We start from the raw sequence: 18,098 nt of genomic DNA on the forward strand, positions 1-18,098 counted from the left end.
TTTGTTTTTTTTTTTTATTAATTGGATGTCCTTAAACTTCACGACAGCCTATAGGTCGGAAAAGGCGGATGGGTAGGAATGGTCGGGTGCGTGTTACGCGGCGGGCGCGGGTTCGTCGGCGGGCGCGGGTTCGTCGGCGGGCGCGGGTTCGTCGGCGGGCGCGGGTGAGTGGGGGCTGGTCGCGCAGTTCCCCGCGCCCCTGAAAAGCAGGGGCTGCGCCCCGTGCTTTTCGGCCCGAAAGGGCCGTGGGCCCGCCAGGGCCTGCGGCCCTTTCAGGGGCGCGGGAAACTGCGCGAGCAACCACGACGCACCCGCACCCGCCGACGAACCCGCACCCCCGAGCTATAAGGCGCCCTACGGCCCTACGGCCGCAGTGCCCTCAGCAGCAGGTCCGCCAGGTGGTCCGCGACCTCCTGCGGGCCCATCGGGCCGTCGGGGCGGTACCACGTCGACAGGTGGTGGACCGAGCCGAAGTGGTAGTCGACGACCAGGTCCGCCGGGGTCGCCTTGGAGAAGACCCCGGTCTCCTGACCCTCCTCCACGAGCGCCCGGAAGCGCTCGTGGTACCGACGGCGTTCCGCACGGACCTGCTTGTTCTTCTCGGGGCTCAGGTGGTGCATGGACCGGAAGAAGATCATCGCGTCGTCGAGGTTGTCGATCGTCGTGACGACGACATCCGCTGCGGCCCCCCGCAACCGCTCCTCCACCGGCGCGTCGGCCCCCGCGAACGCGTCCAGCCGCTCCTGCTGGATCCGCAGCACGCGCGCGTACACCTCGTGCAGCAGGTCGTCCTTGGAGCCGAAGTAGTGGTACAGCGCGCCCTTGGTGACGCCGGCCGCCTCGACGATCTCCTGCACGGAGGTCCGGTCGTAGCCCCGCTCGGCGAAGAGCCGGGTGGCGGCGGCCAGCAGCCGCTGCGGGACGGGCGTACCGTCTCCGTCCGTCGTCCTGGGCACTGCCGCCACCTGCCTTCCGAGGTTCTGTTGTCGCCTACCGGTCGCCCGCCCCGCCTCGATCGGTTCCCGATCGGGCGGAATCGGGCGCTCCCGCCGGAGGATCATCCCACCCTCCGGCGCCCGTCCGCCGGGCAGGGCGGTCAGCCCGTCGTCTCCCACTTCTGCTGGATGTGGTTCATGTTCGTCAGCCACCGGTCCGGATCGGTGGCCCGGGCCTGGTAGTAACCGGCCACCTCGGGGTGCGGCAGGATCAGGAAGCGGTCCTTCTCCATGCCCTCGAAGAGCGCGTCGGCCACGTCCTCGGGCTCGATCGCGGTCGGTGTCAGCACCAGGTCGCCCGCGCTGCCCGAGGCCGTCAGCATGTCGGTGCGCACGCCCTGCGGGCAGATCGCGTGCACCTTGACGCCCCGGTGGCGGTAGGTGAGGGAGAGCCACTCGGCGAAGGCGTACGCCCCGTGCTTGGTGACGCTGTAGGGCGCCGCGCCGATCATCGTCAGCAGCCCGGCCGCCGAGACCGTCGACACGAATCGCCCGCTGCCGCGCTCCAGCCACGCCGGCAGCAACTCGTGGGCCGCCCGGACGTGTGCCATCACGTTGACGTCCCAGGCGAGCGCCCACACCTTCTCGTCGGCGGCCTCGGTCCCCCCGGAGGCGAGTCCGGCGTTCGCGCAGTACACGTCCACGGTCCCGCCGAGCGCGTCACGCGCCTCCGCAACGATCGCCGAGGCGTCCCCGGGCACCGCGATCCCGCCGATCTCGTCGGCCACGGCCCGAGCCCGGTCGGCGTCGAGATCGTTCACGACGACCCGCGCGCCCTCCGCCGCGAACCGCCGCGCGAGCGCGGCCCCGATCCCCCCACCGGCCCCGGTTACGACCACACCCGCACCCTGCGCAGTTCCCACGATCGGTCTCCTTCGACGCGACACATCGACAGCGGCTCACCAAGAGGCCCAGACTAACCGGTCGGTATGTCCCAGAGAAAGGGGTGCCACCAACCCCGCCCCCAAGGGCGCGGGGCTGTGACATGTGCGGCTCCGCCGCGTGGGCGCGACCAGCCACACCCGACCCGCAGACTACAAACCACCTGCGGAAGCGCTTAGCTTGCACATAGCACCGCTCCCCGCGATGACGGAGGTCACCCCATGCGCCTCTCCCGCCGCACCTTCCTCGCCGCCTCCACGGCCACGGCGGCCACGGCCACCGCCTCCACCGCCGGCCTCACCACCGCACCCCCCGCCGAGGCAGCCCGCCAAGGGCTACGCACCGGTTTCGACCGCCTGGCCGGGGACGGCTACGAACTCCTCGGCGGCCAGAAGGTCGGCATCGTCACCAACCCGACCGGCGTCACCCGCGACGCCCGCCACATCGTCGACGTGACGCACGCCGACGACCGCGTGGACCTCAGGGCCGTCTTCGGCCCCGAGCACGGCTTTCGCGGCACCGCCCAGGCAGGCGGCTCCGAGGGCCGCCACGACGACCCCGCCACGGGGCTGCCCGTGTACGACACGTACCAGAAGAGCGGCCGCCCCCTCGCGGAGATCTTCACCGCCTCCGACGTGGACACGGTCGTCTTCGACATCCAGGACGTGGGCGCCCGCTTCTACACGTACATCTGGACCCTGTACGACTGCATGGAGGCCGCTCAACTGGCCGGGAAGCGCTTCGTCGTGCTGGACCGGCCGAACCCGGTGACCGGGCGCGGCGCCCAAGGTCCCGTGCTGCACAAGGAGTTCGCGACGTTCGTCGGGCGGCAGCCCATCGCGCAGGCGCACGGGATGACGGTGGCGGAGCTGGCGCGGCTGTTCAACGGGGAGTTCCTCACCACGCCCGTTCCGCTGGAGACCGTCCTGATGTCGGGGTGGAAGCGGTCGCGTTTCCACGACGACTCCGGGCTGCCGTGGGTGCCGCCGAGTCCGAACATGCCGACGCCGGACACCGCGCTCGTGTACTCCGGGACGTGCCTCTTCGAGGGGACGAACCTGTCGGAGGGGCGGGGCACCACGCGGCCGTTCGAACTGCTCGGCGCGGAGGGGATCGACCGGCGGTGGGCGGCCGCCGCGAACGAACTCGGTCTGCCCGGCGCGCACTTCAGGGAGGCGTACTTCGCGCCGACGTTCTCCAAGTTCCAGGGCAAGACCATCGGGGGCGTGCAGATCCATGTCCACGACCGGGCCGCGTACGACCCGGTGCGCACCGGGATCGGCCTTCTCGTGACCGCCAAGAAGGTGTGGAGCGGCTTCGCCTGGCGGCCGGACAACTGGATCGACAAGCTGACCGGTTCGGCGCGGGTGCGGACGATGATCGACGCGGGGGCGGACACGGACGAGGTCGTGGCGGGCTGGCAGGAGGAACTGGCCGCGTTCCGCAGGGTGCGCAAGGAGTATCTGCTGTACCGCTAGGGCCCACCGCGGGGTGCGCCCGCTTGGGCCCACCGCGAGGTGCGCGTACGTGACGTATGGCCATCTCTCGCCGTTGGCAGGACCATGCGCCTGAGCGCACCACCAACGGGGCCGAAGGGGGCTCGTCATGGCGGTTCCGGAAATGAGCGTGACTCCGTACTGGGAACTGACCTTCGACGCGGACGGGGACGTGGACACCGGTCAACGGGACCGGCTGCTCGCCGGGGTCGGCGAGCGCGGGGTGGCGGATCTGGTCGTCTTCGCGCACGGCTGGAACAGCGACCGGTCCGGCGCGACCGGGCTCTACAGCCGCTTCTTCGAGCCGTTCCCCGCCCTCGCGCCGAACGCGAGGCTGGGGTACGTCGGCGTGCTGTGGCCCTCGATGCGGTTCTCGGACGAGCCGATCCCGGACTTCAAGCCGGTGCCGGCCCTCGTGCCCGGTCGCCCGGCGCTCGACAAGAACACCCGGCACGCGCTGTCGGAGGTCTTCCCCGGGCGGGCGGTCGTCGTCGAGCAGCTCGCCAGGCTGCTGGAGCAACGGCCGGACGAGGGTGGTTCGTTGGAGGAGTTCGGACGGCTCGTACGGCTGCTGGTCGAGGTGGAGCCGGAGGGTGCGCAGAACGCGTTCACGGCGGACACCGTCGCGGCGGGGGTACCGGAGGGCACACCCGGGATGCTGTGCGGGGACACGGCGACGGTGTGCGCGGACTTCGCGGCGGCGCTGGCGGAGGTCGGGACCTCGGGGGTGCCGACCGGGGCCGCCGTGACCCCGCCCCAGGCCTGGGACGGCGCGCACGAACTCCTGCGTCAGGCGACCTACTTCGCGATGAAGCGCCGGGCCGGAACGGTCGGTGAGCGGGGGCTCGGGCGGCTGCTCGGCCAGCTCGCGCGGACCTCACCGGACGTGCGGGTGCACCTCGTCGGGCACAGCTTCGGCGCCCGTCTGGTGTCGTTCGCCCTGCGCGGGCTGCCGGAAGGTGTGCGGTCCGTGAAGTCGGTGACGCTCCTTCAGGCCGCGTTCTCGCACTACGCGTTCGCGGCGCGGCTGCCGCACGACGACCGGGCGAGCGGTGTGCTGAACGGGCAGCAGAAGCGGATCGACGGACCGTTGGTGTGCTGCCACTCCACGCACGACTCGGCACTCGGCACGATCTACCCGTTGGCCTCCCGGATGGCGGGCGACGCGCGCACGGTGCTGGGCCTGAGCGTGAACAGCCTGCTGGGCAGGAAATGGGGCGCCCTCGGCTACGGCGGGGTGCAGGCGGTCAAGGGCACGCGGTCGTTCAAGCTGGCCGACGCGCTCAAGGTGCGGCTGCCGGCGACGGGCTGCGTGAACATCGACGCCTCGGCCGTGGTGAGGCGCGGCGGCGCACCCTCCGGCGCCCACAGCGACATCTGCCACCGCGAGCTGGCCCGGGTGGTGCTGGCGGCGGGCCGTATCGCCTGATCCCGGCCCACCGCCGTCATGCGTTCACCGGCGTCGCCCGCAGGCGACGGCCGGGGCTCACCGGTGCGAGGTGAACTCCACGACCTGCTGGTAGGTCGGGCGGTTCTGCCAGCTGATCTTGTTGTGCTTGATGCCGCCGAGGGGCTGCTGGATGATCGAGTCGGCGCACCACTGGTCGCCCGCCGAGCAGAACGCGTCGCCGGGGTAGACCTGTGCGGCGGTCTTGCCGGCCGCCTCCTTGAGGGTGTTGATCAGGAGGGTGCGGCAGGCGCTGAGGCTGCCACCGCCGCAGTACTGGTTCGCCAGCGGACCCCGCACCGTCTCGCCCAGCACCGAGCGGATGTCCTTGTCGACGTAGCTCCACCAGCCGTACTGGAAGGAACTGCCGGCGTGGGAGCCGGTCGGGCCGTGCGCGGCGGACGGGGCCTCGTCGATGGGCAGGTTGGCGGTGATGGCGGTGTACAGGTCGGTGCCGAGGCCGGGTTCGAACTCGGCCTTCACCAGCAGGGGCCACCAGGCGTCCAGGATGCGGATCGCCTCGGCGTTGGCGTAGGTCTTCGAACCGGCGGAGGTCTCCGTGCGTTTCGAGCCGGACGTGACCCAGGTCTGGAGCTTGGTGACCGCCGCGGCGGCCGCCGAGTCCGTGACCGTGCTGCTGTTGATGACCTTGAGCAGGTCGGGGACGACGTCCTCGGCCCGCAGGTCGGCGAGGCCCGCCTCGGCCATGGCCTTCGTCAGCGAGGCCCGGGTGACCCCGCCCGCGGCGACCAGCTTCTTCACCCGGTCGTCGAGGAGGTTGCCCCGGTGGACGGAGCCGTTGCCCCAGGGGGCGGTGGTGTAGTCGGCGGCCTGTTTGTTGTTCCAGGAGATGTAGTAGTCCTGGTCGACGGAGTTGGGGTGCTGGGCGGGCGGGGTGTAGTCGGCGGTGTTGGTGGTCGGGTTCCAGCCCCGCCACTCGTACGCGGACCGGGCCCAGGCCGGGAACTCGGGGTCGACGCTCGCGGGCCGCACCGGGTTGTCACCGCTGTTGTAGTACGCCGTGTGCTCGGAGTCGGCATAGAACCAGTTGAAGGTGTAGTTGATGTTCTGGACGGCCTTCTGGAAGCTCTCGGGGCCCTTGACGTAGTCCGGGTCGTTCAGCATCTGGAAACCGATGATCGACTCGGCCTCGTTCAGGTACGACGAGCGCAGGGTGGTGTAGGCGACCTTCTTGCCGTCGACCGTGGCGCGGTGGGTCACGGGGCCGTACTTGGTGCGCCAGACCTGCATGCGGTACGAACCCGCCGGGGTGGAGTCGGCGGTGGTGGGCTTCCAGGCGTTGGTCTGCTCGATCTTCTCCATGGCCGTGCAGGTGCCGTGGTAGAGGTAGTGGACGTCGTCCTGGCACAACTCGACCGCGTACGCGTCGATGATGTCCTGGCCGGAGGTGGTGGCGCTCCAGGCGTAGTCCTGGCCCCGGCCCAGCTCGACGTACATGCTCAGGCCCGCGAAGGAGGCGCCGCGGGCGCTGATGCCCGGGCCCTGGATCTCCTGGAGCATGAGGAGTTGGGGCGCGAAGTAGCCGGTCTGCGGGCCGAAGACGGCGACGGGGTGCCCGCTCGCGGTGTGCTTGCCGCTGACGACGAGGGCGTTGGACATGCCGCGCCGGGCGGAGCTGAGGGCACTGTCGGTGGCCTTGGCGGACAGGCCCTTGGAGGCTGAGGTGGCCGCGCTGCCGGTGCGGTCGTACACGAGGGGTTCCTCGGTGACCGTGCCGTCGTCGGGGAGGGCCATGCCCTGCGGGTCCGCGGGCTTGGTGGCGTACGGGAAGCTGCCGTCGTGGACGGTGAGGGCGGCCTCCGGGTCGTTGCGCTCGCGGAAGGACTCCCAGACCTTGGTGCCCTCGGTGACGCCGTACTTCTCCTGCGCGGCCAGCAGGGAGAGGGCGTTGTTGACCTCGCCGCCGCCGCCCGAGCCGAAGAGGGCGCCGATGACGGAGGCCAGGGCGACCAGGTCGGTGGGCTTGAACTTCTCGATGGTGCCGGCGTTGGTGACGGAGTCCTTGTGGCCGGTCAGGACGTACTCGCCGGGGAAGTAACGGCCGCTGTCGGAGGCGTCGATGTAGGCGTTGATGCCGGCGACGTAGGCGTTGACGTCGGCGAGGGCCAGCTGCCCGCGCTCGCCGTTGGTGGCCACCGCCTTGTCGATCTGGGCCTGGAGGTCGGCCTCGGTGTAGGGGGCGTGGCGCCAGAACTCCTGCTCCAGGCCCTGGTTGGACGGGGCACCGCCCGCGAACGGGGTCAGCTTGCCGCGGCCGACGTGGCGGAAGACGTCCATCAGCCACAGCCGGTCCTGGGCGGCGGCGTAGCCCGCGCCGAACTCGGTGCCGTAGCGGGTGGTGCCCGTGATGTGCGGCACACCGGTCTTCTTGTCGCGGACGATCGTGACGTCGGTGCGGCCGGCCGGCTTCAGGGTGGAGGCGACCTGGTCGGAGGCGACGCCGAAGGAGGCGTCGTTGAAGAAGGTGTTGATCGTGGAGTTGGTGAGGCCCGGGTAGCCGGTGGCCAGGTTGTTGTAGGGGCCGAGCTGGTTGCTCGCGTTCTCCGGCATGGAGCCGAAGGCCTGGTTGAGCAGGACCTGGGCGAGGGTGGCGTTGCCGTTCTGGCCGGGCGGCAGGATGTCGGAGCACTGTCCGCCGCAGTGGTCGGTCACGGCTGCCGCCCGCACGGCCCCGGTGTCGGCGGCCGCCGCCGGGGAAGCCGGGGAAAGAGGCGTCAAAAGACCGGCAACGAGTGCGCATAGGGAGGCGGCCTTGAGGAACTCCGGGAATCCACGGGGAGTTCTCAGTCTGTCCGGTGCGTTGCGTGAGGTGCGTGGGGTGCGCCAGGGCATGGCAGCTCCTCCTGACGGGGGTGGGCGGGATGTTACCGCCGGTATCCCCGACTTTGAAGATGAACAGGCGTCACGTTTTTCTGGATCACCGTCGACGGACAGGTGGCGGACAACGTGAACAGGTACTCAGAAGTAGTCGTAAGCCCAGGAAGAACCATCAAGAAGAAGTCAGAGGCAGTCAGGCGTAGGCAGGAACGGTCCGTGAACGGCTCAGTAGACGACTTATGGAGGTCATCGGAAATCGGATGGAGCCGAATCGCGTGTCGATACGTCTATTCGGCGACGTCCCGACGACGACGCCGAAGTGACCGAAGTACAGGTGCAGGTGTGACGGAGGTGCAGGGCGATGGCCGGTTTCCGGAGTCTGGCAAGACAGGTGCGAGATCCCAGGTGTGACCTGGCACTGCGGCGTTATTCGCTGCGCAAGTGCCTGGAGAGGTTCGCCCCCTACGGGCATCGGGCGACGTGGGACCACTTGTGCTCGCGGGCCGGCTTCGGCCCCGAGGACCGCAACCCCGACCCGGCGCGGCTCGTGGCCGCACTGGAGGAGTTGGAAGAGGCCCGCTCCGTCTGGCTCGACTACGAGGTGCAGTTCGCGCGGCGCCGCAAGAAGGAGAAGTACGACGGGCTGCGCAGGCCGGGCAGTGTCGACGACTGGCACCGGCTGACCTGGGGCGGTTTCGGTGTCGCGTGGTGCGACGACCCGACGGTCCATCCCCGGGAACCACTGGCGGAGGTGCTGCGCCGGCTCATCGCCGCGCTGGAGCGCGAACCGGGCTCGACCTGCCCGGTGTGCGAGGGCGAGCGCCTCGTCTGGATGTACGACCTGGCCCATGAACCGTCCTCCGGCCCGGTCTGCACGGAGTGCGGAATCGTGGTGCCACGACCGGTGCTCACGCCCGAGGCCCTGGCGGAGTCCAGGCGCGGACGGCTGCTGGTCTCGGCCTAGGACCTGCGCGGCGGGGGTGCGCCGGGGATGCCGCACCCCCGTGTTTGTGCGTGGGACGTGTTTGTGCGTAGGACGTGTTTGTGCGTGGACGACGCCCCGGTACGGCCGACGGCTAAGGTCTCTTGACGTCCGCGTGGATGGCGAGCTTGAACTCGGCCAGGGTGATCGCCGTGGCCCGCTTGGTGTCCCCCGCCCCACGCGCGGATATCTTCAGGCCCAGCGGCATGCCCTTGTGCACGAACATCTGCCACACGCAGGTCCGGTACTGGCCGCCCCGTGTGCGCACGCTGTCCGTCGTGCCCGTGGAGTCGTACTTCTTCTCGGTCAGGTTCAGGGGGTCGCGCACGAAGCGGGTGCGGTACTCCAGCGTCCTGGCGTCCGCCTCCCAGAACACCATCGCCGACAGGACGCCCCAGCCGTCGTGGCTGGGCCAGATCAGTCCGGAGCGCGGGTCGGGGAACTTCGAGGCGGTGCCACCGCCGTTCGCCGGGTCGTGCATCTTCCAGGGGTCGTACGACTCCTCGGTCCTCTCGTACGGGAAGCGCACCAGGTGGTAGCCGTCCGAGTCGTAGGTGATCCGCTGTGTCCCCGAGTGGGCCTTCTCCCACTTCAGCGAACAGATGACGACGCTCATCGGCGCTCCTCGCCTCGCTGTGCCCTTGCCGTGTCAATGCCCGGGGACGCGTCGGCGCCACCCTCCGTGTCCATGACACCGTCTCGGTGAAAGCGGTTGCAGTTCCCCGCGCCCCTTGCCGGCACGGGTCGCGCCCGGCGCAGGGAGGACGCGCTCCTAGCAGTTCGAAATCCGGTCGTTCCACCCCTTTCCCGTGCGGACAGTTGGGGGCGATGAGGCAGTCCTGCGGGACCGGGAACGAGGAGAGGCCGATGTCGACGCTGCGCGTCACCGCCGAAGTGCTGACGATCCACGAACACCCGAACGCGGACGCGCTCGAACTGGCCCAGGTGGGCCTGTACCGAGCCGTCGTGGCGAAGGGCGCGTACCGCACCGGTGACACGGCCCTGTACATCCCGGAGCAGTCCGTGCTCCCCGCCCCGCTGATCGAGGAGCTGGGGCTCACCGGCCGGCTGGCTGGCGGCAACGCGGACCGCGTGAAGGCGGTACGGCTGCGGGGCGAGCTGTCGCAGGGCATCGTCTGCCGCCCACGGGCCCTCGCGGACGTCGACCTCACGGCCGCCGTCGCCGACGGGACGGACTTCGCGGAGCAGCTCGGCATCGTCAAATGGGTGCCGCCGATCCCGCCCACGATGAGCGGCGAGGTCGAGTCGGCGCCGGATCTGCTGCCCTGGGTCGACATCGAGAACATCCAGCGCCACCCCGACATCTTCACGCCCGGTGAGCCGGTCGTCCTGACGGAGAAGCTGCACGGCACGGCCTGCCTGGTCACGTACGCCACCGAGGACGGCCGGATCCAGGTGTCCTCGAAGGGCTTCGGGTCGAAGTCCCTCGCCCTGAAGGAGGATCCGCGCAATCTGTACTGGCGTGCCGTCCACGGCCACCGGGTGGGCGAGGCGGCCGCACGGCTCGCCGAGCGGCTCGGCGCGCGGCGGGTCGGGATCTTCGGCGAGGTCTACGGCGCCGGGGTCCAGGACCTGACGTACGGCGCGGACGGCCGCCGCGAGAGCCTCGGGTACGCCGTGTTCGACGTCTCCGCGGACATCGACGGCCGGGTCCGCTGGCTGGATTCGGCGGAACTGCCGGAACTGCTCGACGGCGAACTGCCGCTGGTGCCACGGCTGTACGAAGGTCCGTACGCCGTCGACCGGGTCCTGGAGGTGGCGAGCGGACGGGAGACGGTCTCCGGGCGCGAACTGCACCTGCGTGAGGGCGTGGTGATCCGGCCGGCCACCGAGCGGTACAGCCCGGTGACCGGCGGGCGGGCCATCGCCAAGGCGATCAGCCCGGCGTATCTGACCCGCAAGGGCGGCACGGAGTACGAGTGACGCCCTCGGCCCGGTGTCCGGGACCCGGGAGCCGTCGTGTCAGCTCCCGGGTTCACGCCGTTGGGTCATGCGGCGCTCGACCAGTAGGCGGGAGCCGCTCTGCCGTTCGCCGAAGATGTCGTCGGGGTTGGAGAGCACACAGGTGTCCATGGACAGGCACCCACAGCCGATGCAGTCGGTGAGATGGTCCCGCAACCGGTTCAGCTGCTTGATCCGTTCGTCCAGCTCGGAGCGCCAGGTCTCGGACAGGTGTGCCCAGTCCTCGCGGGTCGGCGTCCGCTCCTCGGGCAGCTCGGCGAGCGCCTCGCGGATCGTGGCGAGCGGGATGCCGACGCGCTGCGCGGCCCGGACGAAGGCCACCCGGCGCAGGGCGTCCCGGCTGTAGCGGCGCTGGTTGCCCGAGGTGCGGCGGCTGCTGATCAGCCCCTTGGACTCGTAGAAGTGCAGCGCGGAGACGGCGGCACCGCTACGGGCCGACAGCTGGCCGACGGTCAACTCGTGGATCTTCTCAGGGATCTGGGGCACCTCGCCGAGCCTACCCATACCCGAAAGGGTCACGGTCCGTTGACAGGGATCGCGCGGCCTACCATGCTAAGCAGTCGCTTAGACATCAGGACCAGGGAGGCCGAGAGATGGCAGAGCCGAGGATCTTCACGTCCGCCGACGAGCTGAAGGCGGCGGTGGGTGAGTCGCTGGGGTACAGCGACTGGGTGGAGGTCGACCAGAAGCGGATCGATCTCTTCGCCGACGCCACCGGTGACCACCAGTGGATCCACGTGGACCCGGAGAAGGCGGCGGCCGGTCCCTTCGGGACGACCATCGCCCACGGCTATCTGACCCTGTCCCTGCTGCCGTTGCTCGTTCCGCAGATCCTCAAGGTCGACAACGTCACCATGGGGGTGAACTACGGCACCAACAAGGTCCGTTTCCCGGCACCGGTCCCGGTCGGTTCCCGGCTGCGTGCCACCGCGACCCTCCAGGACGTCACGGAGGTCGGCGGCGGCGTCCAGGTCACGGCCGCGGTCGTCGTGGAACGCGAGGGCGGGGAGAAGCCGGTGTGCGTGGCGGAGTCGGTGTCCCGGTACTACTTCTGAACACGCGCGGCGCGCGGTGGCGCGGCGTTCGCGACCGCCGCGCCACGATCGTGTCGTCCTGGCCGGACGCCACGATCGTGTCCTGGTCGGGTGCCTCGACCGCGCCCCGGCCGGGTGCCTCGACCGGTCCCTAGCCGGGCGCGACCGCGCGGCCGGTCTGCGGCGAGATCATCCCCGCGCACAGCCCACGGGCGGACAGCCCCTGAGCGATGCGCGGGAGCGCCGCGCGCGAGTTGGCGGACCAGTCGTGCATGAGGATGACCTGGCCGTTGGTGAGCCGGGCCGCCGCCTGCACGATCGCGTCGGTGCTCGCACCGTTCCAGTCCTGCGAGTCGACGTTCCAGAGGATCTCGGTCAGGCCGTACCTGGCCGCCACCGACCGCACCGTCGCGTTGGTCTCACCGTACGGCGGCCGGAACAGCTTCGGCGTGCCGCCGCCCGCGCCCGCCACCGCCTGCTGGGTGCGGGAGATCTCCGAGTCGATCTGCGCCTGGCTCAGTCGGGTCAGGTGCGGGTGGGTGTAGCTGTGGTTGGCCACCCACATGCCGGCGGCGACCTGCGCCCGGACCAGGGCGGGGTTGGCGGCGGCGTACTGGCCCTGGTTGAACATGGTGGCCCTCAGGCCGTTCTGCCGGAGCGAGTTCAGCAGGGCCGACGTGCTGCCGGAGGGACCGTCGTCGAAGGTGAGCCCGACGTAACCGGTGCAGGCGGCGGCCCGGTCCGGTGCGGCCGTGGCGTCGGTGAGCGTCAGAGGGACGAGGCTCGCCAGGGCCGTCGCGACGAGGGCCGACCGCTTCACCGACCGGCGTCGCGAGCGCGTCGGGGCCGAGCGCGGTCCGGTCCTCACGGTGACACCGTGATGCTGGAGCTGCCGCTGCTCCGGTATCCCTCGGTGGCCATGATCATGTAGTAGCGGAAGCTGCCCAGGGGCATCCCGGCGCGGGCCCAGGCGTCGAAGTGGTTGCCGGTGGTGATGTTGCCGCCGGTCCGCCTCGACTGGCGCACGCTCCAGTACTGGTCGAAGGTGCGGGTGCCCTCGACGGAGGGGGCGTTGTACCGCGTGGTCCGGTAGATGTCGTACGTGCCGCCGTCGCTGGTGACCGTGCCCTTGTACGTGCCCGTGGGCCGGTAGGTGCCCCAGTTGTCGACGATGTAGTACTCGACGAGCGGACTGGCCGTCCAGCCGTAGAGGGTCAGATAGGCGTTGCCCGACGGGCTGAACGTGCCCGAGTAGGTCACGGTCCTGCGGGAGCCGTTGCTCCAGCCCTTGCCGGCGACGAAGTTGCCGGTGTTCCGCCAGGAGGTCCGGTAGGTGCCGCCGGAGGCCAGGGTCATGGAGACCGTGCCGGGGGCGTCGGTCCAGAACGAGTAGGAGAAGCCGTTGTTGCTGCCGGTCTGGTTGGTGGTGACCACGGTGTCCGCGCGGGCCGTGCCGGGCAGGGCCAGTGTGGTCGCCGCGGCGATCGTGGTAGCGCAGACGCCGCTCATGAAGAGCCTGCGGCTGGGGGGCGGGGTGGGAGTGGGTGCGGGGGCGTCGTTCATACGCGCGCGTCCTCCTCGGGCTCGTGGGGTTGCCCTGTCATCCCGGGAGTGTTGGCCTGCCCCTGCCAACTGTCAATGCTTCGGCGCCGAACCCGAAACATTCGCGCTCCGCACCAGCGACAACCCGCCACGGCACCGGTGCATGGGATCAGTGCGCCGGTCGGAACCTCCGAATGTTTCGAGGGCGGATCCGATCGCCGAGGATTCCTTCTTCACGCACCTCGCGCGGTAGGAGGGGTCACTTCCTGGCGCCCACCATGCGCAGGACGAGGTCGGCGTAGAGCGCGCCGACCTCGTCGGGGGTGCGGGAGCCGTTGGCGTTGAACCAGCGCGCCACGTCGATGCAGAGGGAGAGGATGGCGACGGTCGTGCCGCGAACGTCCGGGACGTCGAAGTCGCCGGAGGAGACACCGTCCTCGATGATGCCGCGCACGGCCGCGTCGTTCTCGCGGCGCAGGGTGACGATCTCGGCGCGGGCCTCGGGGCCGAGGGCGTCGAGCTCGTACTGCACGACACGGGCGACGGTGTGCTGTCCCGCGTGCCAGCGGACGAAGGAGCGCACGGCCTCGGCGAGCCGGTCGGCCGGGCCACCCTCGGACCGGGCCGCCGTACGCAGTACGTCGAGGGCCTTCTCGTGGCCGATGCGGCTGATCCGGTGGAGCAGCTCTTCCTTCGTCTTGTAGTGGATGTACAGCGCGGCGGGGCTCATCCCCGCGCGGCCCGCGATGTCCCGGGTGGTCGTCGCGTGGTAGCCGCGCTCGGCGAAGGCCTCCACGGCGGCCACCAGCAGCCGCCGGGCCGCGTCCGGATTGACCTCGCCCCACGGCTGCGGTTCGCCGCCCGCCGTCTCCTCCGCCGTACTCATCGCTCGCTCGTCCCTTCAGATGGCTGGGCACCACCATACCGCCGAAGGTGAGCGAGCGCTTAGAAGGCCCGCTCAGGGCGGTGCGCGCGCAAGCGGAGGGCATGTGCCGGGGGCCGCGCGACCGGCCTCAGAGCTTCCGGCCTCAGAGCTTCCGGCCTCAGAGCTTCTCGAAGGGGTCGTGCTCGGCGAGGAGCTTCTCCAGCCTGGCCTGGTCGACCCGGCTGACGATCCGCCCGGCCTCCTGGCGGTCGCGGATCACCTTGGCCAGGGTGAAGGACGAGGTCACGAGGTAGAGGACCGCGATGGCCAGGAAGGCGCGGACCCAGGTGTCGGCGTCGAGCTGGTAGATGCCGACCGTGGTGGCCGCCATGGCGACGGCGAAGGAGGCGACGGCCTGGCCGTAGAAGGCCGCCGTGTTCTGCTGCTTGACCGGTGTCTCACTCATGGGGACATGGTTCGACGGATGCGGCCCGAACCATATCCGTCGGGGTACTCAGTCGGCGGTCTCGCGTACTCAGGCCGCGCTCCGCCCCGCACTCGGGCCCGGGGTCGGGCCCGTGGTCGCGCGCGGCCCCGCGGTCGGGCGCGGCCCGGGCTCAGAACGCCGAAACACCCGTCAGGGCGCGCCCGATGAGCAGCTTCTGTATCTGGCTGGTGCCCTCGTAGAGCGTCATCACCCGGGCGTCGCGCAGGAGTTTCCCGGCCGGGTACTCGTCGATGTAGCCGTAACCGCCGAAGACCTGGAGGGCGTTGTTCGCGGCGCGGACGGCGGCCTCGGAGGCGAAGAGCTTGGCCTTGCTGGCCTCGGTGGCGAACGGCTGCCCCCGGTCGACGAGATCGGCAACGCGCCAGGTGAGCAGCCGGGCCGCGTCGACGTCCACCGCGATGTCGGTGATGAGTTCCTGGACGAGCTGGTGGTGGGCGATGGACCTGCCGAACTGCTCGCGCTCGCCGGCGTACCGGACCGCCGCGTCCAGCGCGGCCTGGGCGATGCCGACACAGCCGGCGGCGACCGACATCCGGCCCTTGGCGAGCGCGGACATGGCGACGGTGAAGCCCTTGCCCTCGGGGCCGAGCATCGCGGTGGCGGGGACCCGGACGTCGTCCAGGACCAGTTCCGCGGTGGCCTGGCCGCGCAGGCCGAGCTTGCCGTGGATGGTGCGCCGGCTCAGGCCGGGGGTGTCGGTGGGGACGAGGAAGGCGGAGACGCCTTTGTGGCCGGGGGCGTCGGTGGAGCGGGCGAAGAGCAGGACGACATCGGCCCAGGTGCCGTTCGTGATGAACGTCTTGGTGCCGCTGATGACGTAGTGATCGCCGTCGCGGACGGCCCGGGTGGCGAGGTTGCCCGCGTCGGAGCCGGTGCCGGGTTCGGTGAGACCGAAGCAGCCGACGTACTCCCCCGCCGTGAGCCCCGGCAGCCAGCGCCGCTTCTGCTCCTCGTCGCCCCAGGCCGCGATCGTCTTCGCGACCAGCCCGAGGGAGACGGAGACGATGCCGCGCACGGAGGAGTCGCCGCGCCCCAGCTCCTCGGTGACCAGGCAGTACGTGAGGTGGTCGCCGCCGGAGCCGCCGTACTCCTCGTCCACGGTGAGCCCCAGGAAGCCGACCTCACCGAGCTTCTTCACGATCGCCCGGTCGACGTTCTCGGCGCGGTCCCACTCGATGACGTGCGGGGCGATCTCGCGCTCCACGAAGTCGCTCGCGAGTCGGCGCGCGGCTGTCTGTTCCTCGCTGAGCTCCAGGTTCACGCGGCCCGCCTCTCGTCCGTTCCCCGTTTAATTACCACTGCTAGTTTTAGGTCGCAGCCCTACTATGTGCGCCATGGCCCGACCGCGCAAGCCCTTGTTGAGCACCGACCGCATCGTGGAGACGGCGCGGGCGCTGGTGGACGCGGAGGGGCTGGCGGCGGTCTCCACGCGACGACTCGCCGCCGAACTCGGGGTGAGCGGGCCCTCCCTCTACAACCACTTCCGCACCATGGACCAGATCCTGGAGGCGGTCGCCGACTCGGTGAGCGCGCAGGTCGACCTGTCGATGTTCCGGGACGGGCGGGACTGGCGGACCGCGCTGCACGACTGGGCCGTGTCGTATCGGGCCGCGCTGCGCGACCACCCCAACATCGTGCCGATCCTCGCGCGTGGGCCCGGGCGCCGTCCGGCGGGGCTGCGGGTCGCCGACGTCGTGTTCGGGGCGATGGTCGAAGCGGGGTGGCCGGCGGCCCAGGCCACGTCCATCGGGGCGCTGATGCGGTACTTCATCATGGGGTCCGCGATCGGGTCGTTCGCGGGCGGGTTCGTCGACGACGAGAGCGCGTACGACCCCGCCGACTATCCGCATCTCGGGCAGGCCCACCTGCTGGCCGAGCAGCAGCAGAAGGTCGACGAGCGGGCGTTCGAGGTGGGGCTGCGGGCGCTGCTGGACGGGTTGGAGCAGCAGTACGAGCAGGTCGGGCCCCGCCAGGCCGCGAGGACCGCGCGCACGGCCACGAACGACCTGGGGTCGCGGCCCCGGACGGACTCCGGAGCCGCGACCCGCGACGGCGATGGCGGCGACGGCGACGGCGACGGGCAGGCCTAACCCTCCGGTTGTGAACTCGCCCTTCCCGCGAGGATCTTGATCGAGACGAGGGCGATCACCGAGAGCCCGATGATGTACGCCGACACCGCCATGGACGTGCCGGTGGCCTCCAGGAGGAGGACCATCAGGAACGGGGCGAGGCCGCCGCCGAACACCGCGGCGATCTGGTAGCCGAGGGAGGCGCCCGTGTAGCGCATCTCGGGGGTGAACAGCTCGGCGAACAGGGCGGCCTGGGGCCCGTACATGATGCTGAGGAAGCAGCTGGCGACGAAGGTGCCGACGGCGAGCCAGAGCAGGGAGCCGGTGTCGATGAGCAGGAACAGCGGGACGGCCCACAGGGCGATGCCGGCCGCGCCGAACGCGTAGATCCGGATACGGCCGACGCGGTCGGAGAGCGCCGCGGCGGCGGGGATCAGCACCAGCTGGGTGAGGCTGACGCAGAGGGAGACGGCGAGGACCGCGCTCCGCTTCATGTCGAGTTCGCGGGTGGTGTAGTCGAGGACGCCGGTGATGAGGATGTAGAAGGTCGCGGTGTTCACGGCGAAGGAGCCGCCGGCCAGGAAGACCGTGCCGAGATGACCGCGCAGGATCGTCCTGAGCGGGGAGCTCTTCTCACCCTTCTCCTTCTCCGCCAGCTCCCGTTCCGCCGCGCGGAATTCGGGGGTCTCCTCGACGTGGCGGTGGATGTACCAGGCGAGGCCGAGGACGAACAGGCCGACCAGGAAGGGCACGCGCCAGCCCCAGGCGGAGAAGGCCGAGTCGCTGGTGGCCGCGCCCACGACGAGGAACATCGTGTTGGCACTCACCACCCCGATGGGGACGCCGAGTTGGACGAAGCTGCCGTACACCCCGCGCTTGCCCTCGGGGGCGTACTCGGTGGCCAGCAGCATCGCGCCGCCCCACTGGGCGCCGACGGCCACGCCCTGGGCGACACGGAGGAGGACGAGCAGGACCGGAGCGGCGATCCCGATCGTCTCGTACGTGGGGAGGAGGCCGATGCCGGTGGTGGCGAGGCCCATCAGGGTGAGCGCCAGGACCAGCATCGGCTTGCGGCCCCGTTTGTCGCCCAGGTGCCCGGCGACGACGCCGCCGAGGGGACGGGCGAGGAAGCCGACGGCGAAGGTGGCGAACGCGGCGAGGACCCCTGCGGAGGAGCTGCCGGCGGGGAAGTAGAGGTCGCCCAGGACGAGGGCGGCGGCTATGCCGAAGACGAAGTAGTCGTACCACTCCACCGCCGAGGCGAGCGCCGCGGCGGTGGCCACCTTGCGGTGGCTCTGGGGGCGGGAGGTGGTGACGGGAGCGGAAACGGGAGCGGTGTCCATACGAGCACACTCCGGTGGGTGCGGGGACGTTCCCGGGACCGTACTGACCGGACGGTATGTTGGTCAACGGTCGTGCGAGGGTGGCTTTGGGGGTGGGGGTGGGTTCTTCGGGTG

The 18,098-nt window shown here is 70.6% G+C and carries 17 protein-coding genes; 6 read left to right on the forward strand and 11 right to left on the reverse strand.

What is annotated here, in order from left to right:
• Positions 1-362: 362 nt before the first annotated feature.
• Complete coding sequence (locus P1P70_RS23730) at positions 363-956, reverse strand: TetR/AcrR family transcriptional regulator (RefSeq protein WP_319240989.1); 594 nt, start codon at positions 954-956, stop codon at positions 363-365.
• Between the two features lie 140 nt (positions 957-1,096).
• Positions 1,097-1,858, reverse strand: a complete 762-nt coding sequence (locus P1P70_RS23735) for an SDR family oxidoreductase (protein WP_319240992.1) — start codon at positions 1,856-1,858, stop codon at positions 1,097-1,099.
• A gap of 240 nt (positions 1,859-2,098) precedes the next feature.
• On the opposite strand from P1P70_RS23735, the gene P1P70_RS23740 reads away from it, so the two are divergent.
• Both P1P70_RS23740 and P1P70_RS23745 read left to right on the forward strand, forming a co-directional pair.
• Positions 2,099-3,355 carry a DUF1343 domain-containing protein gene (locus tag P1P70_RS23740; protein WP_319240994.1) on the forward strand — a complete coding sequence of 419 codons (1,257 nt, stop codon included), beginning with the start codon at positions 2,099-2,101 and terminating at the stop codon, positions 3,353-3,355.
• A 127-nt stretch (positions 3,356-3,482) separates the two neighbouring features.
• Complete coding sequence (locus tag P1P70_RS23745; protein WP_319240996.1) at positions 3,483-4,802, forward strand: alpha/beta hydrolase; 1,320 nt, start codon at positions 3,483-3,485, stop codon at positions 4,800-4,802.
• Between the two features lie 57 nt (positions 4,803-4,859).
• Here P1P70_RS23745 and P1P70_RS23750 read toward each other — a convergent pair whose 3' ends face one another.
• Entirely contained in the window at positions 4,860-7,673 is a 2,814-nt protein-coding gene (locus P1P70_RS23750; protein WP_319240998.1) for a penicillin acylase family protein, read from the reverse strand.
• Positions 7,674-8,019: 346 nt separating this feature from the next.
• Between P1P70_RS23750 and P1P70_RS23755 the strand changes: the two genes are divergently transcribed.
• Positions 8,020-8,622 carry a hypothetical protein gene (locus P1P70_RS23755; RefSeq protein WP_319241000.1) on the forward strand — a complete coding sequence of 201 codons (603 nt, stop codon included), beginning with the start codon at positions 8,020-8,022 and terminating at the stop codon, positions 8,620-8,622.
• A 112-nt stretch (positions 8,623-8,734) separates the two neighbouring features.
• Here the strand turns inward: P1P70_RS23755 and P1P70_RS23760 are convergent, their stop codons facing one another.
• Complete coding sequence (locus tag P1P70_RS23760; RefSeq protein ID WP_319241002.1) at positions 8,735-9,256, reverse strand: hypothetical protein; 522 nt, start codon at positions 9,254-9,256, stop codon at positions 8,735-8,737.
• A gap of 251 nt (positions 9,257-9,507) precedes the next feature.
• Here P1P70_RS23760 and P1P70_RS23765 point away from each other — a divergent pair, with 251 nt between their 5' ends.
• Entirely contained in the window at positions 9,508-10,584 is a 1,077-nt protein-coding gene (locus tag P1P70_RS23765) for an RNA ligase (ATP) (RefSeq protein WP_319241004.1), read from the forward strand.
• Between the two features lie 39 nt (positions 10,585-10,623).
• On the opposite strand, the gene soxR is transcribed toward P1P70_RS23765, so the two are convergent.
• Complete coding sequence (gene soxR, locus P1P70_RS23770) at positions 10,624-11,109, reverse strand: redox-sensitive transcriptional activator SoxR (RefSeq protein ID WP_319241006.1); 486 nt, start codon at positions 11,107-11,109, stop codon at positions 10,624-10,626.
• A gap of 107 nt (positions 11,110-11,216) precedes the next feature.
• Here soxR and P1P70_RS23775 point away from each other — a divergent pair, with 107 nt between their 5' ends.
• Positions 11,217-11,678, forward strand: a complete 462-nt coding sequence (locus P1P70_RS23775) for a MaoC family dehydratase (RefSeq protein ID WP_319241008.1) — start codon at positions 11,217-11,219, stop codon at positions 11,676-11,678.
• Between the two features lie 130 nt (positions 11,679-11,808).
• On the opposite strand, the gene P1P70_RS23780 is transcribed toward P1P70_RS23775, so the two are convergent.
• From P1P70_RS23780 to P1P70_RS23800, 5 genes are all read right to left on the reverse strand, one after another.
• Positions 11,809-12,525 carry a polysaccharide deacetylase family protein gene (locus tag P1P70_RS23780; RefSeq protein ID WP_319241010.1) on the reverse strand — a complete coding sequence of 239 codons (717 nt, stop codon included), beginning with the start codon at positions 12,523-12,525 and terminating at the stop codon, positions 11,809-11,811.
• Positions 12,522-13,220: a glycoside hydrolase family 11 protein gene (locus P1P70_RS23785; RefSeq protein WP_319241011.1), complete on the reverse strand. Its 699-nt coding sequence runs from the start codon at positions 13,218-13,220 to the stop codon at positions 12,522-12,524. Before P1P70_RS23785 ends, P1P70_RS23780 begins: the two co-directional genes overlap by 4 nt.
• Positions 13,221-13,458: 238 nt before the next feature.
• Positions 13,459-14,085, reverse strand: coding sequence for a TetR/AcrR family transcriptional regulator (locus P1P70_RS23790; RefSeq protein ID WP_319241013.1), 627 nt, complete (start codon positions 14,083-14,085; stop codon positions 13,459-13,461).
• A gap of 157 nt (positions 14,086-14,242) precedes the next feature.
• On the reverse strand, positions 14,243-14,530 hold the full coding sequence (locus P1P70_RS23795; RefSeq protein WP_045557025.1) for a YiaA/YiaB family inner membrane protein: 288 nt from the start codon (positions 14,528-14,530) through the stop codon (positions 14,243-14,245).
• A gap of 151 nt (positions 14,531-14,681) precedes the next feature.
• A complete protein-coding gene (locus tag P1P70_RS23800; protein ID WP_319241016.1) occupies positions 14,682-15,833 on the reverse strand; it encodes an acyl-CoA dehydrogenase family protein in 1,152 nt (383 codons plus the stop codon).
• Positions 15,834-15,906: 73 nt separating this feature from the next.
• On the opposite strand from P1P70_RS23800, the gene P1P70_RS23805 reads away from it, so the two are divergent.
• Positions 15,907-16,662 carry a TetR/AcrR family transcriptional regulator gene (locus P1P70_RS23805; protein ID WP_319241017.1) on the forward strand — a complete coding sequence of 252 codons (756 nt, stop codon included), beginning with the start codon at positions 15,907-15,909 and terminating at the stop codon, positions 16,660-16,662.
• Here P1P70_RS23805 and P1P70_RS23810 read toward each other — a convergent pair.
• Complete coding sequence (locus P1P70_RS23810) at positions 16,659-17,984, reverse strand: MFS transporter (protein ID WP_319241019.1); 1,326 nt, start codon at positions 17,982-17,984, stop codon at positions 16,659-16,661. The genes P1P70_RS23805 and P1P70_RS23810 overlap by 4 nt on opposite strands.
• Between the last annotated feature and the right edge of the window lie 114 nt (positions 17,985-18,098).

The organism is Streptomyces sp. MB09-02B, assembly GCF_033794485.1.
Classification (GTDB): Bacteria; Actinomycetota; Actinomycetes; order Streptomycetales; family Streptomycetaceae; genus Streptomyces.